The sequence below is a fragment of the Streptomyces sp. NPDC044061 genome, from assembly GCF_056434305.1.
On sequence record NZ_JBWKFL010000047.1, the window covers coordinates 1 to 24,866 of the forward strand.

A 24,866-nucleotide genomic window follows, 5' to 3' on the forward strand; every position below is an offset into this window, starting at 1 on the left:
CCGTGAAGGGCGTGACCATGGCGGTGAGGACCCGCCCGAAGGGGGTCTGCGGAGTCGAGGTCGGAGCCATGGGTAACACGCTACTCGGTGCTCAAAGCGTGGTCTGCCCTCGGGGTGCCGGGAAAGTCAGGACAAATATGGAGCCCGGCACTGCCTGCTCGGGGGTTCAAGCAGTGCCGGGTCCGTTTGATCAGGCTAGATGAACTTCTCCAAATGCCGCAATACGGACACTTCGCCTGGCTGATCCGTACATCCGTTTCCGCGAGGGGGAACACGGCTTCGTCAGGGGGCCACACGCCCGTTCGCGTTGAAGGCGTCGTACGTGAGCGGCATGAGCTTGGCCCACTCGGCCTCCATCTTCTCGCCGACCATCTCGATCTCCCGCTGCGGGAAGGAGGGCACCTTGGCCAGCTCGTGCTGGGTGCGCAGGCCGAGGAAGTGCATCAGGGAGCGGGCGTTGCACGTGGCGTACATCGAGGAGAAGAGGCCGACCGGGAGGACCGACCGGGCGACCTCGCGGGCGACGCCCTCGGCGAGGAGCTTCTGGTAGGCCGCGTAGGCCTGCTCGTAGGACTCCTCGAGGGTGCCGCGCACGGCCTCGTGCTGGGCCGGGGTGCCCTCGACGAAGACGTACTTGCCCGGACGGCCCTCCTGCACGAGCTTGCGGGAGGTGTCGGGGACGTAGAAGACCGGCAGGAGCTCCCGGTAGCGGCCGGACTCCTCGTTGTACGACCAGCCGACCCGGTGCCGCATGAACTCGCGGAACACGAAGATCGGGGCGCTGATGAAGAACGTCATCGAGTTGTGCTCGAACGGGCTGCCGTGCCGGTCCCGCATCAGGTAGTTGATCAGGCCCTTGGAGCGCTCGGGGTCCTTCTTCAGCTCGTCCAGGGACTGCTCGCCGAGCGTGGAGACGCGGGCGGCGAAGAGGACGTCGGCATCCGAAGCGCTGGACTTCACGAGCTCGACGGTGACGTCACTGCGCAGGGTGAGCGACTCGGGGGTGGTCACGGGGGTCCTTCCCATCACTTCTTGAGGTTCGCGCCCACTGTACGGGGCACCCCTGACAGTCCCGAACCGTGACCTTGCCGAGCATTTTTTCTGACATGGGCACCTTTTGTGTCACTCGACCGTCTGTATCGGTGAGGCCCGCACATTCGACCCCGAGAGGAGACGTACCCGCCATGTTCCGTCGGCGTGAGCCCGTGCCCTTCGCCTTCCTGGCCGAGGCGGACAGGTTCCGCAGCAATGTCGCTCCCCCGCCCCGTCAGCGGGCGTCCCTCGGCCAGATGGCCGGGCGCTGGCTGCTGGGCCTCACCATCGTCGCCGGGCTCGTCGGCTCGGTGATCGTCGGCACGCCCGCGCTGTCCACGCCCTCCAGTACGCCGGCCCAGCAGTCCCAGGCCGCGCAGGGGCACTGACCCTTCCGGCCGCCCACGGGTGGTGGGCGAGAACGCGGCCGGATAGCCTCACCGGGCACAGCCCAAGCAAGGATTGAGTGAGGACCAGCCGTGCCCCTGCCCTTCCTGACGGCCGACCGCACCTTCGACGCGGCATCCGAGAACCCGCTGCCGTACGACGACCCGGACCGCTGGCGGCGCCCCTACCGGCCCGGGCCGTGGCGGGTGGCCGGGGCGGCACTCGGGCTGCTGCTCTCCTCGTTCGTCCTGTTCGCCGCCGTCCTCATCGCACTGACCGGCTCCGCGTCCTCGGCCGGCGTGGTCCTCACCCTGGCGCTGGCGGTGATCGCGAGCGCGCTGCGGCTGCTGCGCATGGGCGTGTGGGTGAGCGCGCGCGGGCTGCGTCAGGTCGGCTTCCTGCTGACGCGTACGGTGCTCTGGAAGCGGGTGGTCTCGGTGCGGACGGCACAGCAACCGGTGCGCTGGCTGGGCCTGCCGCGCACGGTGCAGGGGCAGGCCCTGACGCTCGTCCGCAAGGACCGGGCGCCGACGGACACGGCCCCGCTGCTGACCACGCACGGTCTGGACTTCCTGAACCGCCCCATGGCCTTCGACCGGGCGGCGGACGCGGTGGAGGCCTGGGCGGCGGAGTACGGGCGCGGCTGACCGCAGCAGACATGGCTGAGGGGCCGGTTCCGCTGTGCCGCGGACCGGCCCCTCAGTCGTGTCGGCGGGCCGCTGGTGGGGCTCAGGCCCGGACGGGTCTGCCGTCGTGCAGCGCGATGGCGCGCTGCATCGCCTTGCGGGCGCGCGGAGTGTCACGGGCGTCGTGGTAGGCGACGGCGAGCCGGAACCAGCTGCGCCAGTCGTCCGGCGCCGCCTCCGTCTCGGCCTTGCGCTTGGCGAACACCTCGTCGGCCGAGTCGCGGTCGATACGGCCGCCCGGGGTGCGCTTCAGCTCGTCGACGGGCAGGCCGCCCTCGGCGTCGAGTTCGGCGGCGAGCTGGTTGGCCCTGCGGACGAACTGGGTGTTCTTCCACAGGAACCACAGCCCGATGACCGGCAGGATGAGCACCGCGATCCCGAAGGTGACGGTGACGACCGTGCCGGACTGGATGAGCATCACGCCACGGCTGCCGACCAGGACGAAGTAGAACAGCAGGACGGCGGCCGTGACGAGGTAAGTGATCTTCGCGCGCATGACGTCTTCGGGCTCAGCTCAGGTCGAGGAAGTGTTCCAGGCCGAGGGTCAGGCCCGGAGTCGACACCACGCGGCGGGCGCCGAGCAGGATGCCCGGCATGAAGCTGCTGTGGTGCAGGGAGTCGTGGCGGACGGTGAGGGTCTCGCCCTCGCCGCCGAGCAGCACCTCCTGGTGTGCCAGGAGGCCGCGCAGGCGGACGGCGTGGACGGGGACGCCGTCCACGTTCGCCCCGCGGGCGCCGTCCAGGGCCGTGACGGTGGCGTCCGGCGCCGGGGCCGTACCGGCCTGGCGGCGGGCCTCGGCGATGAGCTGGGCCGTGCGCGTGGCGGTCCCCGACGGGGCGTCCACCTTGTTCGGGTGGTGCAGCTCGACGACCTCGACCGACTCGAAGTAGGGCGCGGCGATCTGCGCGAACTTCATGGTCAGGACGGCGCCGATGGAGAAGTTCGGAGCGATGAGCACGCCGGTCTCCGGGGACTGGGCGAGCCAGCCCCTCAGCTGCGCGAGGCGGTCGTCCGTCCAGCCCGTCGTACCGACGACCGCGTGGATGCCGTGGCGCACGCAGAAGTCGAGGTTGCCCATGACGGAGGCGGGTGTGGTCAGTTCGACGGCGACCTGGGCGCCGGTTTCCGCCAGCGTCTCCAGCTTGTCGCCCCGGCCGAGGGCGGCCACCAGCTCCATGTCCTCGGCGGCCTCGACCGCCTTGACCGCCTCGGACCCGATCCGGCCCTTGGCGCCGAGGACCGCAACGCGCAGCTTGCTCATCTCTTGCTTCCTTACGACCGGAGGGGTTAGGCGACCGCGTCGTGCAGCCGCGCGGCCTGCTTGTCCTTCAGCGGGCCGATGACCGACAGCGACGGGCGCTGTCCCAGGATGTCGCGGGCGACCGACCGGACCTCGTCCGGGGTGACCGCGGCTATCCGGGCCAGCATGTCGTCGACGGACATCTGCTCGCCCCAGCACAGCTCACTCTTGCCGATACGGTTCATCAGCGCGCCGGTGTCCTCCAGGCCCAGGACGGTGGAGCCCCGGAGCTGGCCGATGGCGCGGCCGATCTCGTCGTCGGAGAGGCCGTTCGTCGCGACGTGGTCGAGCTCGTCCCGGCAGATCCGCAACACGTCGTGGACCTGGCTCGGACGGCAGCCGGCGTACACGCCGAACAGGCCGCAGTCGGCGAAGCCGGAGGTGTACGAGTACACGCTGTAGGCCAGGCCGCGCTTCTCCCGGACCTCCTGGAAGAGGCGGGAGGACATGCCGCCGCCGAGGGCGGTGTTGAGCACGCCCATGGCCCAGCGGCGGTCGTCGGTGCGGGCCAGGCCCGGCATGCCGAGGACGACGTGCGCCTGCTCGGTCTTGCGGGCGAGCAGCTCGAGCCTGCCGGACGTGCGGATCGTACGGCGGCCGTCGCGCGGGGCGATGGGCCGCACGTCGAGGTTCTTGAACGCGCCCGCCTTCTCGAAGGCCGCGCGGACCTGTCGCACGACCTTGTTGTGGTCGATGTTGCCGGCCGCCGCGACCACCAGATGGGTGGGGTCGTAGTGCTTCTTGTAGAAGCGGCGGATGCGATCGGCGGTGAGGGCGTTGACCGTGTCGACCGTGCCGAGCACCGGGCGGCCGAGGGCGTTGTCGCCGAACATCGTGTGCGCGAACAGGTCGTGCACGCAGTCGCCCGGGTCGTCCTCGGTCATCGCGATCTCTTCGAGGATGGCGCCGCGCTCGACGTTGACGTCCTCTTCGAGGATGAGCGAGCCGGTCAGCATGTCGCAGACGACGTCGATGGCGAGGGGCAGGTCGGTGTCGAGCACGCGCGCGTAGTAGCACGTGTACTCCTTGGCCGTGAACGCGTTCATCTCGCCGCCGACCGCGTCGATGGCGGAGGAGATGTCCAGCGCCGACCTGCGGCCGGTGCCCTTGAAGAGCAGGTGCTCCAGGTAGTGCGTGGCGCCGTTCAGGGCCGGGGTCTCGTCGCGGGAGCCCACGTGCGCCCAGATGCCGAAGGTCGCGGAGCGGACCGAGGGCAGGGTCTCGGTGACGATGCGCAGGCCGCCGGGGAGGGTGGTCTTGCGCACCGTACCGATGCCGTTCGTCCCCTTGATGAGGGTTTGGGTACGGGCGACGGCCCGCGCCTCCGAAGAGGTGCGGGCCGTCGCCATGGAGCTACGGGACGTCACTGGTCGGCGTCGTCCTTCTTGGTCTCGGCGGACTCTTCCTCACCCTCGATCACGGGGATGAGGGAGAGCTTGCCGCGGGAGTCGATCTCGGCGATCTCGACCTGGACCTTCTGGCCCACGCCGACGACGTCCTCGACGTTCTCCACGCGCTTGCCGCCGGCGAGCTTGCGGATCTGCGAGATGTGCAGCAGACCGTCCTTGCCCGGGAGCAGCGACACGAACGCACCGAAGGTCGTCGTCTTCACGACCGTACCCAGGTAGCGCTCGCCGACCTCCGGCATGGTCGGGTTGGCGATGCCGTTGATCGTGGCGCGGGCGGCCTCGGCGGCCGGGCCGTCGGCGGCACCGATGTAGATGGTGCCGTCGTCCTCGATCGTGATCTCGGCGCCGGTGTCCTCCTGGATCTGGTTGATCATCTTGCCCTTGGGGCCGATGACCTCGCCGATCTTGTCGACCGGGATCTTCACGGTGATGATCCGCGGCGCGTTCGGGGACATCTCGTCCGGGGTGTCGATCGCTTCCATCATCACGTCGAGGATGTGGAGACGGGCGTCGCGGGCCTGCTTGAGGGCCGCGGCCAGGACGGAGGCCGGGATGCCGTCCAGCTTGGTGTCGAGCTGGAGGGCGGTCACGAACTCCTTGGTGCCGGCGACCTTGAAGTCCATGTCACCGAAGGCGTCCTCCGCACCGAGGATGTCGGTGAGGGTGACGTAGTGCGTCTCGCCCTCGATCTCCTGGGAGATCAGGCCCATGGCGATACCGGCGACCGGGGCCTTCAGCGGCACACCGGCGTTCAGCAGCGACATGGTGGAGGCGCAGACCGAGCCCATGGACGTCGAGCCGTTGGAGCTCAGCGCCTCGGAGACCTGGCGGATCGCGTAGGGGAACTCCTCGCGCGTCGGCAGGACCGGCACGAGGGCGCGCTCGGCGAGGGCGCCGTGACCGATCTCGCGGCGCTTCGGGGAGCCGACGCGGCCGGTCTCACCGGTGGAGTACGGCGGGAAGTTGTAGTTGTGCATGTAGCGCTTGCGGGTCACCGGGGAGAGGGTGTCCAGCTGCTGCTCCATGCGGAGCATGTTGAGGGTGGTGACGCCCAGGATCTGGGTCTCGCCACGCTCGAACACCGCGGAACCGTGCACCCGCGGGATGGCCTCGACCTCGGCGGCGAGCGTACGGATGTCCGTGACGCCACGGCCGTCGATGCGCTTCTTCTCCTTGATCACGCGCTCGCGGACCAGCTGCTTGGTGAGCGAGCGGTACGCGGCGGAGATCTCCTTCTCGCGGCCCTCGAACTCCGGCAGAAGCTTCTCGGCGGCGAGCGCCTTGACGCGGTCCAGCTCGGACTCGCGCTCCTGCTTGCCCGCGATGGTCAGCGCGGAGGCGAGCTCCGGGCGGACGGCGGCGGAGAGCGCCTCCAGGACGTCGTCCTGGTAGTCGAGGAAGATCGGGAACTCGCCGGTCGGCTTGGCGGCCTTGGAGGCGAGGTCGGCCTGGGCCTTGCAGAGCACCTTGATGAAGGGCTTCGCGGCTTCCAGACCGGCGGCGACGACCTCCTCGGTCGGCGCCTCGGCGCCGCCCTCGACCAGCTTGATGGTCCCGTCGGTGGCCTCGGCCTCGACCATCATGATCGCGACGTCGCCGTCCTCCAGGACGCGACCGGCGACCACCATGTCGAAGACGGCGTCCTCGAGCTCGGTGTGCGTCGGGAAGGCGACCCACTGGCCGCGGATCAGCGCGACGCGGACGCCGCCGATCGGGCCGGAGAAGGGCAGGCCGGCCAGCTGCGTGGACGCGGACGCGGCGTTGATCGCGACGACGTCGTACAGGTGGTCGGGGTTGAGCGCCATGATCGTGGCGACGACCTGGATCTCGTTGCGCAGGCCCTTCTTGAAGGACGGGCGCAGCGGGCGGTCGATGAGGCGGCAGGTGAGGATCGCGTCCTCGGAGGGGCGGCCCTCACGGCGGAAGAAGCTGCCGGGGATCTTGCCGGCGGCGTACATCCGCTCCTCGACGTCCACCGTCAGCGGGAAGAAGTCGAGCTGGTCCTTGGGGTTCTTGGAGGCGGTGGTGGCCGACAGCACCATGGTGTCGTCGTCCAGGTACGCCACGGCGGAACCGGCGGCCTGCTTGGCCAGGCGGCCCGTCTCGAAGCGGATGGTGCGGGTGCCGAAGGCGCCGTTGTCGATGACGGCCTCGGCGTAGTGGGTCTCGTTCTCCACTAGCGTTTTCTCCGTTACTTTGTCTACTTTGTCGTCTTTCGTCCCTCGGCTGCCCGTGTGGCAGTGGGACGGTTACGGAGAAGCGCGCCGTGCGGTGCGGGCCGGTCTTCGATCGAAGCACCCGGGGCTCGCTTCCCCCCGGGGGCCACTACCGAGGACCGGCGGCGGCTAGGTGCGCTTCTCCTCTTCGTTGTCGTGCTGTGTCGTGCGTATTGCGTTGTGCTACCACACTACAAAGCGTGAGTGACACTCCGCACGTTTCCGCACGTACGGCAAAGGGAGCGGCCCCCGAGTCCTACCGGGAACCGCTCCCTTCACGGCGTCCTACTTGGCGCCCGCCGCACCGCGGCGGATGCCGAGGCGGTCCACCAGCGCACGGAAGCGCTGGATGTCCTTCTTCGCCAGGTACTGCAGCAGGCGACGGCGCTGACCGACCAGGATCAGCAGACCACGGCGGGAGTGGTGGTCGTGCTTGTGGGTCTTGAGGTGCTCCGTCAGGTCGGAGATCCGACGGGAGAGCAGAGCGACCTGGACCTCGGGGGAGCCGGTGTCACCCTCCTTGGTACCGAACTCGGAGATGATCTGCTTCTTCGTAGCGGCGTCGAGCGACACTCGTACTCCTCATAGTCTGCGAATGGCCACCGAGTGCCCCCGGTCCACTTCTCGGGGGAGCTTCCACAACTCGGGAGGCGGGGATCCGCTGGGCGCGGCCTCCAGAGTCCTGTCGGGGACTCCGGGGGTGCGTACACAAACGGCCGTCGACCAGGGTACCAGGCGGTGACGGGCGTCCTCTCCACCCTTTTGGAACGGCCCGGGCCCGCGGAAGGCGGCCACTAGGGTGACCTGCTGACCGTAGTCACGTCGGGAAGGGGTCGCTTCGGGATGGCGGAGACGGAAGCGGAGATCAAGGCGCGCAAGGAGCGGGAGCGGGACGAGCTGTACGCCCTCGACATCTCGGGCGTCGAGTGGCACTGCGCGCCGGGCACGGAGGAGCACGAGGAGCGGGTCGAGATCGCCTACCTCCCGGCCGGAGCGGTGGCGATGCGGTCCTCCCTCGACCCCGACACCGTCCTGCGCTACACGGAGGCGGAGTGGCGGGCCTTCGTGCTGGGGGCCCGGGACGGGGAGTTCGATCTGGAGGTCGGGAGGGTTGTGGGGGACTGAGCGGCATCCCGGCGAAGTGACCGGGCCCCGGCTCGTGGAGGAGCCGGGGCCCGGTGCCGTGTCCGAGTGGGTTGTGTCCGAGTGGGTTATTTGCTGGTCATCGCCCGCGCGGTCGCGTACACGTCGAAGACCGCCAGGGTCAGCGGGATCAGCGTCAGCAGGACGAATCCCTCGCAGATCTCCAGGAAGCGGCCCCAGAAGGGCGTCAGGCCACCGCGCGACAGGATCAGGCCCAGGGCCGTGACCAGGGCGCCGGCCGCGGCGATCACCGCGATCAGCCAGATGGTCCGGATGTCCAGGTCCGTGCGGTGCCCGGCCAGCGCCCCGCGCATCACCGACTCCGGCGGGTTGAGGGCGAGCCCGAGGCCCAGCAGGACCAGGGCGCCGAGGCCCGCGGCCAGGACGGAGGCCACCTGGGCCGTGTAGCGGAAGAGGCCGGCTCGCATCAGCATCGCCACCCCGGTGGCCAGGGCGAGCAGCTGGGCCCAGATGTCGTCGGAGAAGCCGAGCACCGCCGCGGCGCCGACGGCGAGGAGGGCACAGCCGCCGACGAGGCCGACGAGCAGCTCGTGGCCCCGGCGGGCCTGGGCCTCGATGCGCTCGATGTCCACGGGCTCCTGTGCGGCGGACTCGGTGCCGTAGGCGGGACGGGGCGCGTTGCTCGGGGCCTCGAAGCCGATCGGCAGCCGGGCGAAGCGCATCGACATCCCCGGCAGGAAGGCGAGACCGCCGACGGCGACCGGGGCGCACAGCCCGGCCATCTCGGTCGGCGACCAGTGCACCAGGGTGGCGACGAAGACGACGATCAGCGCGACGGCCGAGGCGAACACGAAGGCGACGAACGGGCCGTCGCCGCGCGGGGAGCACAGCGTGAGGATCAGTGCGGCGACCAGGACGGCCGCGCACGCCAGTAGGAACTGCAGCCTGCCGATCCCCTGTCCGTCGGTCAGCGGCAGCAACCCGCTGCCCGCGACGCCGATGTTGGGCAGTGCCCCGAGGCCGAGTGCGACGGCCGAGCCGCGGTCGTCGTAGACGCGTGCCCGTACCGCGGACAGTACGACCAGGAGGATGCCGCTGACGGCGGCGAGGATGCCGGCCAGGCCGTTCATGTCGTGGCGGGGGTCGGCGGTCCAGGCGACGAACGCGAGCAGCGCCGGGAGCACCCCGCCGCCGACTAGGCCCGCGGCCCGGGTCAGGTCGCCGCTCCACAGCGTGTGCTGCTTCGTGACGGCCGACGCGACCGCCTCGGACACGTCGTCGAAGACGGCGGGCGGCAGGGAGTCCGCGAAGGGGCGCAGGGTGAGGAGTTCGCCGTCGAGAATGCGCTGGGCTGCGAACGAGCGGGAACTGTCCAGCACGGTGCCGTCGGTGCGGACCAGGTGGTAGCCGACCGGGGCGCCCGCGTCGGGGCTCTGCTGGGACAGCCGGAGGATCTCCGGATAGACGTCGGCGACCGGGACGTCGTCCGGCAGCGCCACGTCGATACGGCTGTCCGGCGCGACGATGGTCACCCGGCAGAAGCCGAGTCCCGTGCCGGGTCCGGAAGGGGCTCCCGTCCCGGGTCCGCCGGTGGCGGCGGCCGTCATGCTCACCTGCTGCTCCCCCTCAGTGGTGGTGGTGCGACTACTTCGTGAAAGTCTCGTGCGGGTGCACTCCGCGCCTTCCACAACGGCGGCGGAACGGGTGCCGTGCGGCGGGATTTTGGGGTCGTTCCGCTCCTGCATCGGGCGGGGTGTCCCGGTTTGTCCAGCCTGATCGGCGTGTGCTCACGCGAACATCCGGCACCCTACCGCTCACCCGTGTTCCGTGAACTCAGTAGGATCACGCGGCGGCCTGCGCTCGCCGGACACGGGGCGGCGGGCGGAACGCCTGGGTCGGGCAAGGGAATTGGTGAGCTGTGAGCCTGATTGTCGTCAAGCGCCCTCCTAGGGCGCTTCCGTCCGAAGTGCCCACGGAAGAGGTCGCTGTCCAGCCGCCGCCCGAACTGCCTCGGGGGCATCAGGAGAGCGTGCTCATGCAGTTGCTGCCCACGCTCGGCATGGGCGGCTCCGTGGTCTTCTTCTTCACGAACGGTCAGCCGTTCATGAAGATCATGGGCATGATCATGATCGCCTCGACGGTGGGGATGTCCATCGCGATGGTGGTCCGGTTCCGCCGCGGCTCCCAGGGTCAACTGGCCGACATGCGCCGCGACTACCTGAGCTACCTGTCGCAGACCCGCAAGGCCGCCGTCGACACGGCCCGGACACAGCGCGACGCGCAGTACTACCTGCACCCCTCCCCCGAGCAGCTGTGGGCGCTCGTCGCCGAGGGCAGCCGGGTGTGGGAACGGCGGCCCGGCGACGAGGACTTCGCACACGTGCGCATCGGCCTCGGCCCGCAGCCGCTGGCGACGCCCCTGGTGCCGCCGCAGACCGCTCCCGTCGAACAGCTCGAGCCCCTGACCGCGGGTGCGATGCAGCGCTTCCTCGCCACGCACAGCACGCTCAGCGATCTGCCGATGGCGGTCTCGCTGCGCGCCTTCTACCACGTCACGGTGAGCGGTGAGCCGCAGTCGGTACGGGCCTCGGCCCGGGCCCTGGTCGGCTCGCTCGCCTCGCTGCACTCCCCCGAGGACCTGCTCATCGCGGTCGCCGCCGGGCGTGAGGCCCTGCCGCACTGGGACTGGGCGAAGTGGCTGCCGCACGTGCAGGCCCCCGGTGTGCTGGACGGCGCCGGCAGCCGCCGGCTGATCAGCGCCGACCCGCGCGAACTGGAGGACCTGCTGGCCTCCCGGCTGACCGGCCGCCCGCGCTTCCACCCCGGCGCCGCGCCGCTGCTGGACGAGCCGCACATCGTGCTCGTCCTGGACGACCTGTCGCTGCTGCCCGACTCCGTGCTCGCCAACCCGGAGGGCCTGCAGGGCGTCACCGTGGTCGAGGTGGTGCCGGGCGAGCTCACGGGCGCGGGCGGCGACCTGTCCGTCGTCGTACAACCGGGCTCCCTGAGCCTGGAGTCCGGGCACGGGATGGTCTACGAGGGCACCCCCGACGCGCTGTCCGCCGAGTCCGCCGAGGCACTGGCCCGGCAACTGGCCCCGCTGCGCATGGTGTCCGGCGGCGACGACGACGAACCGCTGCTCGCCAACCTGGAGTTCACGGATCTGCTGGGCCTGGGGGACGCGGCTTCCGTCGACACCAAGCGGACCTGGCGGCCGCGTGCGCTGGCGGAGCGCCTGCGCGTGCCGATCGGCCTCGGCGAGGACGGCCGCCCGGTCATGCTCGACCTCAAGGAGGCGGCGCAGGAGGGCATGGGCCCGCACGGCCTGTGCGTCGGCGCGACCGGTTCCGGCAAGTCGGAACTGCTGCGCACCCTGGTGCTGGGCCTCGCCGTCACGCACTCCTCGGAGACCCTGAACTTCGTCCTCGCGGACTTCAAGGGTGGTGCCACCTTCGCCGGCATGGCGCAGATGCCGCACGTGGCGGCCGTGATCACCAACCTGGCCGACGACCTGACGCTGGTCGACCGCATGGGCGACTCGATCCGTGGCGAGCTCAACCGCCGCCAGGAGATGCTGCGCGACGCCGGCAACTACGCCAACATCCACGACTACGAGAAGGCGCGGGCGGCGGGCGCACCCCTGCAGCCGATTCCCTCTCTGGTACTGGTCATCGACGAGTTCAGCGAACTGCTGACCGCCAAGCCGGACTTCATCGAGATGTTCGTGCAGATCGGCCGTATCGGCCGTTCGCTCGGCGTGCACCTGCTGCTGGCCTCGCAGCGCCTTGAGGAGGGCCGCCTGCGCGGTCTCGAGACATACCTCTCGTACCGCATCGGTCTGCGCACCTTCTCCGCGGCCGAGTCGCGCGCCGCCCTCGGCGTCCCCGACGCCTACGAACTCCCCAACGTACCCGGTTCCGGCTTCCTGAAGTTCGGCACGGACGAGATGGTCCGGTTCAAGGCGGCGTACGTCTCCGGCGTCTACCGCTCGGGGTCGCAGCGGGCCGCGTTCGCGGGCGGGCCGCTGCCGGTGGACCGGCGTCCGGTGCTGTTCACGGCGGCGGAGGTGCCGGTGCAGTACACCGCCGTCCCGCAGCAGCGCACGGAGTCCGCGCCGGACGTGGACGACGCGCTGGCCGACACGGTCCTCGACGTGATCGTGCGCCGGCTGGAGGCCCAGGGGCCGGCGGCGCACCAGGTGTGGCTGCCGCCGCTGGAGAGCCCGCCCTCCCTCGACGGGCTGCTGCCCGGACTCGCGGCGGTGCAGGGCCGCGGCCTGACCCAGCCCAACTACGAGGGCGCCGGCCGCCTGGTGGTGCCGGTCGGCCTGGTCGACAAGCCGTACGAGCAGCGACGTGACCGTCTGCTCCTCGACTTCTCCGGCGCGGCGGGCCACATGCAGATCATCGGTGGCCCGCAGTCCGGCAAGTCGACCTTCCTCCGCTCGCTGATCTGCTCCTTCGCGCTCACGCACACGCCGTACGAGGTGCAGTTCTACGGCCTCGACTTCGGTGGCGGCGGTATGGCGGCGGTGCAGGACCTGCCGCACGTGGGCGGCATGGCCTCGCGCCTGGACCCGGAACGGGTACGCCGTACGGTCTCCGAGGTCTACGGCGTCATGACGCGGCGCGAGGAGTACTTCCGCTCGGCCGGCATCGCGTCCATCGCCGACTTCCGGACCCGCCGTGCCCGCGGCGACATCTCGGTGACCGACCAGCCCTGGGGCGACGTCTTCCTGGTCATCGACGGCTGGGGCAACTTCCGCACGGACTACGAGGCGCTGGAGCCGGCCGTCCTGGACATCGCCGCGCGAGGTCTCGGCTACGGCATCCACGTGGTCATCACGGCGTCGCGCTCGATGGAGGTCCGGGCGAACCTGAAGGACCACCTCATGAACCGCCTGGAACTGCGGCTCGGTGACGTGATGGACTCCGAGATCGACCGCAAGGTGGCGGCGAACGTCCCCGCCGGCGTCCCCGGCCGCGGTCTCTCCCCCCAGAAGCTGCACTTCATGGCGGCCGTCCCGCGGATCGACGGCCTGACCTCCGACACGGACCTCGCCGAGGCCACGGCGGCCCTCACCACCGAGGTCGGCCGGCACTGGCAGGCCCCGGGAGCGCCGAAGGTGCGGCTGCTGCCGCGTCAGCTGGAAGCCCTCCAGCTCCCGCCGGGCGACCGCTTCCCGAAGCGGGGCGTGGCCTTCGCACTCGACGAGGACAACCTGGAGCCGGTGTTCCTCGACTTCGAACAGGACCCGTTCTTCCTGATCTTCGGCGAGAGCGAGTCCGGCAAGTCCAACCTGCTGCGGCTGCTCATCAAGCAGCTGACGCTGCGCTACGGCGGCGACGAGGCCAAGTTCTTCGTGGTCGACAACCGGCGTTCCCTGCTGGACATCACGCCCGCATCGCACCTGGCCGAGTACATCCCGATGTCGAGCCAGATGGACCACCACATGTCGGCTCTGGCGGATCTGATGCAGCGCCGGACCCCGACGGCCGAGGTCACCGCGCAGCAGCTGCGGGAACGGAGCTGGTGGCGGGGCCCACAGGTGTTCGTGGTCATCGACGACTACGACCTCGTCTCGACGTCCAGCGGCAACCCGCTGAGCGGACTGACGGAACTCCTCCCGTTCGCCCGCGACGTCGGCGTCCGCTTCATCATCGCCCGCTCCTCCGCGGGCGCGGGCCGCGCCTCGTACGAGCCGTTCATGCAGCGCATGAAGGAACTCGGCGCCCAGGGCATCGTCCTCGCCGGCGACCCGGCGGAGGGCGACATCCTCAACGGCGTCCGCCCGCGGCCGATGCCCGCGGGACGGGGTGTCTTCGTCTCCCGCAAGCGGGGGAAGCCGTTGGTTCAGACGGGGTTGGTGGACGTCGAGTACTGACGGGCCCACGCAATGGCGAACCCGGCGGCCGGAATCGGCCGCCGGGTTCGGCGTTCAGGGCGGGGGGTACGGTCAGAAGACGGGCAGCGCGTACAGGCTGCTGCCGCTCGCCGCGAAGACGCGGTTGCCCGCGGCTGCGAAGGCCACGTAGTCCGTGCCCTCGGTCAGTTCGTAGGACCAGATCTCGTCCGACGAGTCCTTGCTCGTGGTCCTCACCGTGGGAGTGCCACTGGCGTCCATCAACCAGACTCCGCCGCCCTGCCGCAGAATCGGGAAATCACCGCTGTCCAGGGCGACCCCGGCCTCCCATCGCTTCTTTCCGGTCTTTACGTCGAACGCGCGGGGGTGGGCGTACCCGTCGCTTTCACAGGCGCTCGCATACACCAGGCCGCCGTGGACACTGGGCCACGACCACTCCTCGATGCTGTTGTCGTAGTAGGTCCTCTCGGTGCGGTGCCACAGTTCCTTGCCGTCCGAGATCCTGCGCGCGCACAGCTTCTTGCCGTTGAGATAGACGACGCCGTCTCGTGCCGCGGGAATCAGGTACCGCTCCGTCGCCAGGTCGCGAGCCGTCCACGCCGTGCGCCCGTCCTTCGTGTGCACGGCCATGGCGTGACCGGTGCTGGTGGTGAGGACGAGCATTCCGTGGTCCGTGGCCGACCGCGGGAGGAGGGTCTTGCGGAAGTCCTCCGGCAGCCGTACCGTCCAGCGGATCCTGGCGTCGGAGCGGCCCACGGCACGCAGGCGGTGGTCCTTGGTCAGCATGTAGACCGCGTCACCGTCCGCGGTCAGCAGCATTTTGACGTCGGCCTTCGTCGTCCACTTGGGCTCCCCGGTGGACGGGACGAAGGTGTGGAGGACGCCGTGTTCGTCGGCGGCCGCGACCAGCCGATCGGAGAGCGAGAGAAAGCGGCACGTCATCTGCATCGCCGGAGCGTCCCAGCGGCGCTTGCCGTCTACGACGTTGACGGCCACGACACCGGCGAGGATGCTGCCGACGATGACGACGTCCCTGATGGGCAGCGGAGCCGGAGCCTTGGCATCCGTCACGTCGGGTGCCTTCCACAGGGGTTTCGGAGAGCCTCCGATGATGTAGTCGCCGTCGTCGGCGGAGAGCAGTCGTGCGGTCGGCGTCCTGGCGGCGGGCGGGTAGGAGAACGGGTCGTTCCGGTCTCGGCCACCGTCTCCTTTCCCGCGCACCAGCCACCAGCCCGTGCCCGTGCCGCCCGCGGCGAGTACGGCCCCGCCGGCCGCGAACCCGGTGAGCAGGCGCCGCCTGCTGGGACCCGTACCCGTCTCCACCGTGCCCGGCAGTGGAGCGGAGAGATTCCTCACCTCACGCTCCCGCTCCTTGATCGCGTCCGCCACCGGCCCGTGCTTCCAGACCGCCGCGGCCTTCTTGGGCGGGGCGAAGGCGGTGACGATCTGCTCGGGGGTGGGCCGTTCCGCCGCGTCCTTCGCCAGGCAGGGGGCGATCAACGCGTGCTGCTCGGGCGTAAGACCCTGCCAGTTCGGTTCGCCGTGGACGACCTCGTACTGGACGGCGGCCACATGTGCGCCCTGGAACGCCCGGTGCCCGGTGGCCGCGTAGACGAGGACGGCACCGAGCGAGAAGACGTCGGCGGCGGGGGCGACCCGTCGGCCGAGCACCTGCTCGGGGGCGCCGTAGCCCGGGGTGACCGGTATCTGTCCGGTGGTGGTGAGCGTGAGGCCGTGCTCGGGACGCGCGATACCGAAGTCGATGACCCTCGGTCCGGTGGAGGTGAGCACGATGTTCGGCGGCTTGAGGTCACGGTGGACGAAGCCGGCGGCGTGGATGTCGCGCAACGTGCTCGCGATCGACGCCGCCAGAGCGTGCAGCTTCGCGTCGTCCAGCGGGCCGTGCCGGTCCACGATCTGGTCCAGGGTCGGACCCGCGAGGAACTCCGTGGCGATCCACGGCCGTCCGCCCTCGGTCTGCGCGCCCAGCACCGCCGCCACCCCGGGACTCCGCACGGCCTGGGCGGCCAGCGCCTCGCGTACGAAACGCTGAGCGAGGCCGGTGTCGTGGGCGAGTTCCGGGCGCAGCACCTTCGCGGCGGCGACGGTGCCCGCGTGATCCTGGCCGACGTACACCTTGCCCATGCCGCCCTCGCCCAGCACGCCGAGCAGCCGGTACGGTCCGAGGCGGATCGGGTCGCCGGTCCCCAGGTGTCTCATCGCTGATCGCTCTCTCTTCTCGCCGGACGGCTCACTGCAGGGGGAAGGCCGCCAGGAATCCGCCGCCCTGCGCGATGACCGCCTTGGCGTTCTCATGGGCGATGAAGCGGTCGCCTGTGGTCCTGTAGGAATGTGCCGGGGTGCGGGAGGAGATTCCGACGGCCCAGAGCCTCGACCCGCGCTTGCTGTACGCGTAGCCGGTGCCGATCACCGGAGCGCTGTTCACGTCCGCGTCGGCGCCCTGGCCTCCCTTCTCCACCCACTCGGGCCGGCCGCTCCCCGCGTCGAAGGCGACGAGCCCGAGCCCCTTCTCGACCGCGTACAAGGTGCCGTCCTTCACCGTCGGAGGCCCGTAGGTCCGGCCGGGCCGGGAGGACTTGGAGTCCCAGACCACTTTCCCGTCGCTGAGCCGCAGAGCGCGCAGCCGGCCGACGCCGACGTACAGATGCTGCGCGTTGGTGGTCAGCGGCAGGCGTACACGGTCCGCCTTGACGCCGTTGAGCGGGCGGTCCCAGCGGACGGCGCCGCTGTCGGTGTCGCGCACGACGGCATGCACGGTGCCGTCGTTGGCCTCCTGAAGTGCCACGAGGTGGCGTCCCACGACGCCGGCGGCGAGGAAGTAGAACCGCTCGGTGCCCACCCGACGCGCGGGCATCGGCTGCGTCCACAGCAGCTTTCCCGTGTCGATGTCGACGGCGAGCAGGTACCAGGACTGGTTGGCCGTAAAATAGTTGTGGATGTACTTTCCGCGGCCCGCCGCCACATAGGCGACGCCGTTCGCGGTGCACACCATCTGGTTCGGGAAGAGCTCGCCGTTGTAGTCGGACAGGTGGGCGAAGGGTTTCGTCATTTCGCCCTTGAGGATGTCGAGGGACGCGATGAGCAGCGCTTCCCCGCCGGCGTTGCCGCGGTCCGCGGAGTCGTCCGAATCGACGAGCGCCACAAGACGCCGGCCGTCGGAGGCGACCTGCCAGGCGGTGTCCATGTACGGCACCGTCCAAGCCCGCTGCCCCGTCTGCGCCACGACCGCGGTCAGGTCGCCTGTCATCGCGGTCACCAGGTTGTTCAGGACGAACGGATGCGACGGCATGCTGCTCTCGTAGTGGTCCTGCTCGCCGATCTGGATCTGCCACAGGGAGTCCAGCTTCGGCTTCGGCAGCAGGCTGTTGCTGGGCCCCGGGGCGGGCTGTGGCTTCGAGCCGCCGGACCCTCGGGTCAGGGCCCACGCGCCGGCACCGGCAGCGCCGAGCACCAGTGCCGCGCCCGAGCCGGTGAGCAGCAGCCGACGACGGGACCACCGCGCGGGCACCGCCGTCGGCGGCAGGTCCGGCTCGTCGGGCGGAGCCGGCAGCCGTTGGGGAGTGATCCGCCAGACCTCGCTCGCCCGCCCCGCGATGTCGGCCAGGAGTGCGTTCGGCAGATGATCGGCGAACTCGCCCGACCCGTCGTGCAGTTGGGAGCCGAGCCAACTGGTCGTCGGCCGCCGGAAGGGGTTCTTGTCCAGACACTGCGTGAGCAGCGGCACCAGACTGCCGGGCACACCACTCAGGTCCGGCTCGGTGTACTGCACCCGGTACAGCAGATCCGCAGCCTGGCCGTGCCCGAAGGGCGGATGCCCCGTGGCGGCGAAGACGAGCAGACCGGCGAGCGCGAAGACGTCACCCGCCGCCGAGTGCTCCTGCCCGCTCGCCTGCTCCGGCGACATGAAGGCGGGGGTGCCGACCGCGACCCCGACTCGGGTGAGACGGTCGTCGCCGGCCGCACGCGCGATACCGAAGTCGATGACCTTCGGCCCGTAGGCGGTGATCAGGATGTTGGAGGGCTTGAGGTCGCGGTGGACGACATCGGACCCGTGCAGCTGGCCCAGTGCCCCGCACAGCGCCGCGCCGAGCGCACGTACGGACGACTCGGGCAGCGGACCGCACAGTTCGACGGCCTCGTCGAGGGGTGGCCCGAGGACGTACTCGGTGGCCAGCCACGGTGTGTCGGCCCGCGGATCCGCGTCCACGACACCGGCCCCGAAACGCTCCCCCACCACCCGGGCCGCATCGGTCTCCAGCCGGAACCGGGTGCGGAAGGCGGGGTCGGAGGCGATACGGGCGTGCATCGTCTTCAGCGCGACGGTACGGCCGCCCGCGGTGCGGGCGAGGTAGACGGTGCCCATGCCGCCGCTGCCGAGGCGGGCGACCGGACGGTAGGGGCCGAACGCCTGGGGGTCGTCGTGGGTGAGGGGAGAAGGCATGGGGCCGTTGTCAGTTCCGGCTGGGAGAAGGGTGAGCGGGTGCGGGCTCGGCAGGGGTCTCCGCCGCGAGGACGGCCGCCGACTGGTGGGCGAGGGCGGCGATCACGCGTCCAGGCAGCCAGCCCGGCTCGAGCAGGGCTGTGGAGCGGGCTTCCGTGCCGGTGTCGGCGCGGGCCGGGTCCCCTGCCAAGGAGTCGATCAGCTCCGCGAGTTGAGGCCGATTGCCCGGATCACGGGAAAGGCACCGGGCGACGACCGTGCGGAAGGAGGCCGGGATCTCGTCGCGCTCCGGAGTCGTGTGACCGGTCGCGGCGTAGGCGAGCGTCGCTCCGAGGGCGTACACGTCGCCGAGGGGCCGCGGGCGTCCGCCGGAGGCCTGTTCCGGGGGGAGGCTGCCCGCTTCCAGTCCCGGCAGCCCGGAACGGGGCGTACCGTCCGGTGCGGCCGTGCGCACCGCGCCGAAGCAGGACAGGCGAGGCGCGTCGGCGGCGAGAAGGACGGCCGCGGGTGACACGCCGGCGAACGTCAGGCCCTGCCCGTGCACGATGGTCAAGGTCTCGGCGAGGGCCACACCCAGTGCGCGTACGGTCCGTTCGGGCAGCGGGCCGCCGTGTACGGCGAGGACGGTCGGCAGCGGAAGGACGGGCAGGTACGGGCTCGAGTACCAGGCCGGCTCGCCGGGACCGGCGAGGGCTGTGGCCGGGGCGGCGCAGGGGCCGAGGAGGTAGCGGGAGGCGTCTGCTTCGGCCAGGAAACGCTGGGGGGCGCCACTCGGCTGTGGCAGGGACAGCAGGACGGTGTGCCGACCGTCGGCGCTGCGGGCGATGTACCGCCGCTCGGGCACGGGGGCCTTGGTCCGGGAATCGTCCAAAGCGGTGATGAGTGTGTACGGGCCCACGTGCCGGAATCTGCCGGCCCGGTCCTGCCCTTCGGTACCCGCCACACCTGTGGCGCCGCCCGTGGCGTGCACGATTCCCTGTCCTGTTTCGTCGGTCTTCTGTGTCGGCTCCGGGCATGACACGGGGGTGGGCACCTCCCGTGCGTGCCCACCCCGCGCTTGACGTGCCGGTCAGCTCTGTGTGCGAGCCTTACATGAAGTAGCTGGCGGCCTTCTTGTCGCCACCCTGGTAGTCACCGCCGGCCGCGTGGACGGCCCGGCCGATCGCCATCAGGGCCTCGTGGATGCCCTGAGCCTCACGGTCCCAGGCGGTCTGCTGCTCGGTGTACGCGGTGTGGGCCTCGCCCTCCCACATGCTGGCGACGGCGGCGACCTTGTGCTTGATGGCCTCGAGGCTCTCCTCGAGCCGCTTGGCGTGGTTGGCGAGCTGCGTGGCGGTGTGGTCGAGGTTGTGGTACGAGACTTCGAGTTCGCCGAGGTTGTTGGCGCCCATGATTACTCCGTAGCTGAGAAGTTGTGGCCTGGCCGGGATCAGTAGCTGGACAGTGCGGAGTGCGAGCCGCCGAAGTCCACGTCGATTCCCTGAACCTGGGCGCGGACCTCGTCTTCGGTGCTGTCCTTGATCTTCCGGGTGCTGCTCATGCCCTCGATGAACTTGGCGAGGATGTTGCCGATGCGGACCATGCGCTCGTTGATCTCGGTCTGCTTGGCGTTGAAGGCGCCGGCACCGATGCCCTTCCAGTGGCCCTCGAGGCTGTCGATGATGCTCTGCAGGTCCTTCAGCTGGCCCTTGATGCCCTCGAAGCGGTGCAGCAGCTCCTTTTCGAGGACGATGATGTCCTTGTCACTTACCTTCTGACGCCCTGTCGCCATTGCGATGCCTTTCGTTGTGAACTGACCTTGCCCTGAGCTGATTTCTGGCGTCAGCGCCGAAGGCAAAGCGGGCTTCTGCTCACTCGGCGAGGAGCAGGTATTCGGGAGAGCACTCAGGCGTTGCGGCGCGCCCGCAACACGGCGAAACCGGCGCCTCCGATGATGAGTACGGCTGCCGCGGCGCCGATGATCACCCAGGTCTGGGTGCTGCTGCTGGAGCTGGAGTCCTTGGCGGCGGAGGTGGGGCCGCTGGAGGAGTTTGCCTCCTTGGCCGGCTTGGTGGACGGGGTCTTGGCCGAGGGGGCGGGGGTGGCCGAGGAGTCGTCACCCGCGGTGTTCTCGGCGGCAAGGGGGTCTACGTTGGCCGGCCCGGGGTTGAAGCTGGCGTCGTCGAGCACCTTGCGCGGACGCATGAGGCCATAGCCGAGGTAAATACTCGGCTTGTCCTTCGGCCATTTGCGACCGGCGGAGTCGATAAGGGCCCGGAGCACCTGGTTGGCCGTCCAATCAGGGTGCGCGGACCAGACTAGGGCGGCAGAGGCGGAGGCGATGGCGGTGGCAGGGCTGGTTCCCTTGCCGTTGCAGTACTCGGTGAAGGTGTTGTCGCACCAGGTCGGAACGTCGATGCCAGGGGCTGCGAAGTCCACATAGGTGCCGTGCTCCGAGAACTTGGCTACGGTGCCGGACTGGTCGGATGCGGAGACACCGTTGACGTAAGGGTAGAAAGCCGGATATTCGACTTGGTTCTTCTTAGTCTGGGCCTCGTTACCGACCGAAGCGAACAACAGTTTCCCCTTGGAAGCCGCATATTTGACGGCCTCTTCTTCCTCCGGATCGTACAGGGGGCCACCGATGGACATGTTGATGATCTTCGCGTCACTGTCTGCGGCAGCCCGGATGTTCGCAGCGAGAGTGGCCGTCTTGGCCTTTTCCGCCTTGTCCTTGAGCGAGTCGAGTTGCACGCGATACGGGATGATCTTCGCGCCCGGCGCAAGCCCCTTGATGCCTCCACCGGCTCCGGTGCCCGCGATCAACTCGGCCATCGTCGTTCCGTGCCCGTTGAAATCCTTGGTCACGTGGTAGGAGACAGACTTGGCCACCTCACCGTCGAGCACCTGCCCTTTGAGGGAGGCAGTGGCCGGATTGACGCCGGTGTCGATGACGGCGACCTTCACTCCCTTACCAGTGCTCGTCTTCCACATGCCATCGGCCTTCATCGCGCCCAGGTACCACTGCTTCGACCGAATGTCCACGGCCACGGCACCGGGGGCCAGTGACGCACACACGATGGTCAGCGCGCCCAGCGCGGAGCCGACAACAGACAGGCGTCTCGCACTGTGACCCGTCAGGTGCATTGCACTGGTGCCACGTCGGCTGGTCCCTGGCTTCATGCCCGCGTACATCCTCGCTCGTTCAGTCGCTCTTCTGTGGCACATCATCACGCCGCTGCTTCTGCTGCGGGCGGTGCTGTCGCTTCTCAGCAGGTGCTCCGGCGCTGCCCGTCTCACCGTTCTGGCTCTTGCGGTTTCCTACCGCACCTCGGCCGAGGCCCGCGTCGCGGCCGCCGGTCTCGGAGCCTGCGAGCTTCGAACCAGCGGCATTCCGCGGCGCGCCGATCGCACCCTCCGGGTTACTCGCCGAACGCAGCACCGACTGGCTTGCACCTGGTTCCGTCTTGGCCGTAGGCGCTCCGACAACCCCTCGCTGTCCGAGAGCCCCCTTTGGCTGCGTGGAGGAGACCGGCTCTTCGGCGCCGACGACCGTACCGCGCGGAACACGCGCACTGGACGTGGCTCCCGGCGAGCGGCCCGTGACAGGCTTGCCGCCCATGACTCCGTTGCGGGCCGCACCGGTGGGGCCGGTGGTTCCGGTGCGCCCGCCGGTCGTGTTGGACGTCCTCGGCGTTCCGCCGGTGATGCCGCGGCCCATGGGGGAGCGTCCGGCCTGCTGAGTGGACCCGCGCACAGCCGACTGACCGGCCGGAGTCGTGCGGCCCATGGCACGAGCAGCCTGCCCCGTGGGCCCTTGCGGAACACGGCCACCGGTGGCGGTGCGCCCCGCCTGGCCCTCGGGCTGTTGCGGCACTCGTCCGCGTGCGGCACCGGAAGGACCGGTACGCCCCTGCGCAGAAATCGGCAGCCGACTGGTTGGACCATAGCCCGTGGCACGTCCGGCGGCCGGGGCGAGCGGAGGAGCCACGGGGCCGGTGACCAGCGGAGGCGTGTGACCTCCGCTGCTACCAGCCGTCGGAAGAGTGGGCGTGGGCGTTTCATGCGGCGCCGTCGTAGGCGCAGGAGGCAGTGTGCCGACAGTGTTGATCTCCGTGCCGACCGGGTGGCCGGGATCTGTCACCGGCTGGTGCACCTCCTTGGGGAGAGAACCGTGGGTGGCATGGTGCACATCTGTCGGCGCCGTCTGCGCGTGATGCCCTACGGCACCGCTGTGGACGGAAGCCGAGTGCGTTGAACCGTACTCCTGCGTCCCCGCGCTCCTGTCGTCGCTACCAGTCACAGTCGGCTTTGGCATGCCCACCGGCGGCATCGCCTTGAACGGCTCCGGCCCATCCTCCTTCTGAAGGTGGCCAGCGGACACAGCGTAGTAAGAAGCCAACTTGTTCATCTGGTTGATGGCCTCTTGCCGGTCCCTCTCGACCTTCTTGGCGAGCACGTAGTCCGGGTTACTGTCGACCTGCTTGGTCTTGGGCAACTTGTCGGGTCGGTGCCGCTCTTCCGCGGGGCGAGTGTCGCGGGGCGGCATCGACTTGCCTACCGTGGCCAGGCCCATACCCGCTGCGGAGATCTGTGTGGCGGCGTGGTTGGCGAACACCGCCAAGGTGTCGCTCCAGTCGGCCAGACCTTTGCCCCACGTCTCAAAATGAGTGGCGGCGTCACCCTTCCAGTCGACCTTGGCGATCTGAGCCCTCAGCTCCTTGGCGGCGTTGAAGATGGCCTCGTGAGCGTCCCACAGCGCCTTGCTCGCGACCTCCAGTTGCTCAGGCCGGGCGTGCTCGACGAGGTCGATCATCTCGTTGAGATCGGCATCCTCGAAGTTGGTCGAACCGAAGACGTTGACCTGCATGCCGCCGAAGGGCATGGCGCCGAGCACGGTCTCCACGACATCTACGACGCCGTTCTGCTGGCCTGCCTGCTCCACGCCAGGCTTGTACTGAGGCTGCTGCTGCCACTTGCCGTCGCTCATCAGTATTCGTCCCCAGCCGACTCGTCGGTACTGCTGTGCTTCGGATCCGGCTTGTCCGTGCGCTCGCGTGCAGCCGCTTGCCGGTGCTCCTGGTTGATGCGTGCCTGAATGGCCCAGAAACGCTGTCGCACGTCTTCGTCGACGTTGTCGTAGCCGATGTCCGCAGCGTGCACCGCGAGCCTCAGTGCCTCGATGTGCAGGCTGAGAGAGTTCGACAGATGCGTGAGGCGTTGATGCACGCGCTCGTACTGATTGTGCAGCTCACCGGCCTCGCTGAAGGCAGCATTCGTGCCGCTGAACGATGGTCGACCGATGGCGTGCTGGCCGATGCTGGTCGAAGCACCCGGCGAGTCCTCAAAGGTCGACAATGCGTCCTTGACGCGCTTCTGGAAGAGCTTCAGAGCCCCGAGACCGCGCCTCAGATCCGCGCCGCCGCCGTCACTCACCGTGACCCCTTCCCCGTTCCCCGTTGGTACAGCCCTCAACAGACCGGGGTAGCGGCCTCCGCTCCCCCGGATCCATCGCCAACCACTGTAGTCACTGTGTAAATCGCGGCCAACTGAACTCTGCGACAGTCCAGTTGCAATGGTGTCCCGAAGTGACCATCTCCGGGTCACACAAGACCGACATGGCGGTCAATAAAGACAGAAGCATTCAGACATCTGCGCAGAAGATTCACATCCCCCTGGATGGCCGGACGCCCGATGCCGTCCTGACGTGAACTTTGCAACTACAAAACCTCACCCTGAGGAAGCGGTGGGCGGGTTGCCCGGGCAGTTCGGCCGGGGAGTGGCTCCGGGCCCCGTACGGCCCTGCGGAGCCGCCGCACAGGTCCGTCTGCCCCGAACCTTCACGACCGGCAAGTCGCACATCAAAGGCATGAGGCAGATTTTTCTCGGCGTGGGTTGCTAACTTGACCCGGCAGCGGAGCATCCACACGGGGGAAGGGTCCTTCCATGGCATGGGACGAGTGGGAGCAACTCAAGGCGCACGCAGCCGAGCAGCAATCAACCCATATGCGCCTCAATCAGCTGCCGGCGGACGGCGGGGGCGGAAGCACGGGCGGAGCCGGGGACCTGGTGGTCAACCAGGACGACCTGGGTGTCGTCGGACATGAGGCCAACCTCCTGTACAACGACGTCAAGAGCCAGGCCGACATCGCCGCCGGTGCGGGCGGCGGGGCGACGACGCAGGCCGCGACGACTCTGAAGTCGCACGGGTTCCAGACGGGCGGCGCCCTTGCGACCACCGTCGAGGTGTGGTCCTCGCAGGTGAAGTCCGTACTGCAGGCCTGTGCACACATCTCCGACCACCTGGACTACACCCAGAAGCGGCACGCTGAGGACGACGCCAAGATCGGTGCCGTGCTCCGTGGGAGTGACGGCTCAACCGTGTCCGTGTCGCAGCTCAACGAGTACTTCAAGTAGGAGAGGTTCT

Annotated in this window: 20 protein-coding genes; 5 read left to right on the top strand and 15 right to left on the bottom strand. The window is 69.5% G+C overall.

Annotated elements, in window-relative coordinates; all coding sequences use genetic code 11:
• Positions 1–282 precede the first annotated feature (282 nt).
• Complete coding sequence (gene thyX / locus AC07CM_RS41945; protein ID WP_478881800.1) at positions 283–1,026, bottom strand: FAD-dependent thymidylate synthase; 744 nt, start codon at positions 1,024–1,026, stop codon at positions 283–285.
• A 158-nt stretch (positions 1,027–1,184) separates the two neighbouring features.
• Here thyX and AC07CM_RS41950 point away from each other — a divergent pair, with 158 nt between their 5' ends.
• A complete protein-coding gene (locus tag AC07CM_RS41950; protein ID WP_478881801.1) occupies positions 1,185–1,421 on the top strand; it encodes a hypothetical protein in 237 nt (78 codons plus the stop codon).
• 90 nt (positions 1,422–1,511) lie between these two features.
• Complete coding sequence (locus AC07CM_RS41955; protein WP_478881802.1) at positions 1,512–2,066, top strand: hypothetical protein; 555 nt, start codon at positions 1,512–1,514, stop codon at positions 2,064–2,066.
• An 82-nt stretch (positions 2,067–2,148) separates the two neighbouring features.
• Here the strand turns inward: AC07CM_RS41955 and AC07CM_RS41960 are convergent, their stop codons facing one another.
• The 5 genes from AC07CM_RS41960 to rpsO all read right to left on the bottom strand — a co-directional run bounded on the left by AC07CM_RS41960 (position 2,149) and on the right by rpsO (position 7,604).
• On the bottom strand, positions 2,149–2,601 hold the full coding sequence (locus AC07CM_RS41960) for a hypothetical protein (protein WP_478881803.1): 453 nt from the start codon (positions 2,599–2,601) through the stop codon (positions 2,149–2,151).
• Between the two features lie 13 nt (positions 2,602–2,614).
• Positions 2,615–3,367, bottom strand: coding sequence for a 4-hydroxy-tetrahydrodipicolinate reductase (dapB, locus tag AC07CM_RS41965; protein ID WP_478881804.1), 753 nt, complete (start codon positions 3,365–3,367; stop codon positions 2,615–2,617).
• A 26-nt stretch (positions 3,368–3,393) separates the two neighbouring features.
• Positions 3,394–4,773, bottom strand: coding sequence for a M16 family metallopeptidase (locus AC07CM_RS41970; RefSeq protein ID WP_478881805.1), 1,380 nt, complete (start codon positions 4,771–4,773; stop codon positions 3,394–3,396).
• Positions 4,770–6,992, bottom strand: coding sequence for a polyribonucleotide nucleotidyltransferase (locus AC07CM_RS41975; RefSeq protein ID WP_478881806.1), 2,223 nt, complete (start codon positions 6,990–6,992; stop codon positions 4,770–4,772). The genes AC07CM_RS41970 and AC07CM_RS41975 overlap by 4 nt, the downstream gene beginning before the upstream one ends.
• Positions 6,993–7,316: 324 nt before the next feature.
• On the bottom strand, positions 7,317–7,604 hold the full coding sequence (rpsO, locus tag AC07CM_RS41980; protein ID WP_004982702.1) for a 30S ribosomal protein S15: 288 nt from the start codon (positions 7,602–7,604) through the stop codon (positions 7,317–7,319).
• A 270-nt stretch (positions 7,605–7,874) separates the two neighbouring features.
• Here rpsO and AC07CM_RS41985 point away from each other — a divergent pair, with 270 nt between their 5' ends.
• Entirely contained in the window at positions 7,875–8,156 is a 282-nt protein-coding gene (locus tag AC07CM_RS41985; RefSeq protein WP_478881807.1) for a DUF397 domain-containing protein, read from the top strand.
• A gap of 86 nt (positions 8,157–8,242) precedes the next feature.
• Here the strand turns inward: AC07CM_RS41985 and eccD are convergent, their stop codons facing one another.
• Entirely contained in the window at positions 8,243–9,742 is a 1,500-nt protein-coding gene (gene eccD, locus AC07CM_RS41990) for a type VII secretion integral membrane protein EccD (protein ID WP_478881843.1), read from the bottom strand.
• A 311-nt stretch (positions 9,743–10,053) separates the two neighbouring features.
• Between eccD and eccCa the strand changes: the two genes are divergently transcribed.
• Positions 10,054–14,019: a type VII secretion protein EccCa gene (eccCa, locus tag AC07CM_RS41995; protein ID WP_478881808.1), complete on the top strand. Its 3,966-nt coding sequence runs from the start codon at positions 10,054–10,056 to the stop codon at positions 14,017–14,019.
• 72 nt (positions 14,020–14,091) lie between these two features.
• Here the strand turns inward: eccCa and AC07CM_RS42000 are convergent, their stop codons facing one another.
• The 8 genes from AC07CM_RS42000 to AC07CM_RS42035 form a co-directional block, all read right to left on the bottom strand.
• The gene (locus tag AC07CM_RS42000; RefSeq protein WP_478881809.1) at positions 14,092–16,218 is read right to left on the bottom strand and encodes a serine/threonine-protein kinase; all 2,127 of its coding nucleotides are present in this window, start codon (positions 16,216–16,218) and stop codon (positions 14,092–14,094) included.
• 31 nt (positions 16,219–16,249) lie between these two features.
• Positions 16,250–18,460 (bottom strand): protein kinase domain-containing protein, encoded by a 2,211-nt coding sequence (locus AC07CM_RS42005; RefSeq protein ID WP_478881810.1) that lies wholly within the window; start codon positions 18,458–18,460, stop codon positions 16,250–16,252.
• A gap of 10 nt (positions 18,461–18,470) precedes the next feature.
• The gene (locus tag AC07CM_RS42010; protein WP_478881811.1) at positions 18,471–19,358 is read right to left on the bottom strand and encodes a protein kinase family protein; all 888 of its coding nucleotides are present in this window, start codon (positions 19,356–19,358) and stop codon (positions 18,471–18,473) included.
• Positions 19,359–19,548: 190 nt separating this feature from the next.
• On the bottom strand, positions 19,549–19,851 hold the full coding sequence (locus AC07CM_RS42015; RefSeq protein WP_478881812.1) for a WXG100 family type VII secretion target: 303 nt from the start codon (positions 19,849–19,851) through the stop codon (positions 19,549–19,551).
• A 38-nt stretch (positions 19,852–19,889) separates the two neighbouring features.
• The gene (locus tag AC07CM_RS42020) at positions 19,890–20,231 is read right to left on the bottom strand and encodes a WXG100 family type VII secretion target (RefSeq protein WP_478881813.1); all 342 of its coding nucleotides are present in this window, start codon (positions 20,229–20,231) and stop codon (positions 19,890–19,892) included.
• Positions 20,232–20,344: 113 nt separating this feature from the next.
• Positions 20,345–21,622, bottom strand: coding sequence for a S8 family serine peptidase (locus AC07CM_RS42025; protein WP_478881814.1), 1,278 nt, complete (start codon positions 21,620–21,622; stop codon positions 20,345–20,347).
• 22 nt (positions 21,623–21,644) lie between these two features.
• A complete protein-coding gene (locus AC07CM_RS42030) occupies positions 21,645–23,429 on the bottom strand; it encodes a hypothetical protein (RefSeq protein WP_478881815.1) in 1,785 nt (594 codons plus the stop codon).
• Positions 23,429–23,875: a hypothetical protein gene (locus AC07CM_RS42035; protein ID WP_478881816.1), complete on the bottom strand. Its 447-nt coding sequence runs from the start codon at positions 23,873–23,875 to the stop codon at positions 23,429–23,431. The genes AC07CM_RS42030 and AC07CM_RS42035 overlap by 1 nt, the downstream gene beginning before the upstream one ends.
• A gap of 510 nt (positions 23,876–24,385) precedes the next feature.
• Here AC07CM_RS42035 and AC07CM_RS42040 point away from each other — a divergent pair.
• The gene (locus AC07CM_RS42040) at positions 24,386–24,856 is read left to right on the top strand and encodes a hypothetical protein (RefSeq protein WP_478881817.1); all 471 of its coding nucleotides are present in this window, start codon (positions 24,386–24,388) and stop codon (positions 24,854–24,856) included.
• Positions 24,857–24,866 lie beyond the last annotated feature (10 nt).

Bases quoted from the DNA above. Each gene is read 5' to 3' on its own strand.
- AC07CM_RS42005 (WP_478881810.1), bottom strand. From the start codon at position 18,460: ATGCCTTCTCCCCTCACCCACGACGACCCCCAGGCGTTCGGCCCCTAC.
- AC07CM_RS41985 (WP_478881807.1), top strand. From the start codon at position 7,875: ATGGCGGAGACGGAAGCGGAGATCAAGGCGCGCAAGGAGCGGGAGCGG.
- AC07CM_RS42025 (WP_478881814.1), bottom strand. From the start codon at position 21,622: ATGAAGCCAGGGACCAGCCGACGTGGCACCAGTGCAATGCACCTGACG.
- eccD (WP_478881843.1), bottom strand. From the start codon at position 9,742: ATGACGGCCGCCGCCACCGGCGGACCCGGGACGGGAGCCCCTTCCGGA.
- AC07CM_RS42015 (WP_478881812.1), bottom strand. From the start codon at position 19,851: ATGGGCGCCAACAACCTCGGCGAACTCGAAGTCTCGTACCACAACCTC.
- AC07CM_RS41950 (WP_478881801.1), top strand. From the start codon at position 1,185: ATGTTCCGTCGGCGTGAGCCCGTGCCCTTCGCCTTCCTGGCCGAGGCG.
- AC07CM_RS41960 (WP_478881803.1), bottom strand. From the start codon at position 2,601: ATGCGCGCGAAGATCACTTACCTCGTCACGGCCGCCGTCCTGCTGTTC.
- AC07CM_RS42030 (WP_478881815.1), bottom strand. From the start codon at position 23,429: ATGAGCGACGGCAAGTGGCAGCAGCAGCCTCAGTACAAGCCTGGCGTG.
- thyX (WP_478881800.1), bottom strand. From the start codon at position 1,026: ATGGGAAGGACCCCCGTGACCACCCCCGAGTCGCTCACCCTGCGCAGT.
- AC07CM_RS42000 (WP_478881809.1), bottom strand. From the start codon at position 16,218: ATGAGACACCTGGGGACCGGCGACCCGATCCGCCTCGGACCGTACCGG.
- dapB (WP_478881804.1), bottom strand. From the start codon at position 3,367: ATGAGCAAGCTGCGCGTTGCGGTCCTCGGCGCCAAGGGCCGGATCGGG.
- AC07CM_RS42040 (WP_478881817.1), top strand. From the start codon at position 24,386: ATGGCATGGGACGAGTGGGAGCAACTCAAGGCGCACGCAGCCGAGCAG.
- AC07CM_RS42020 (WP_478881813.1), bottom strand. From the start codon at position 20,231: ATGGCGACAGGGCGTCAGAAGGTAAGTGACAAGGACATCATCGTCCTC.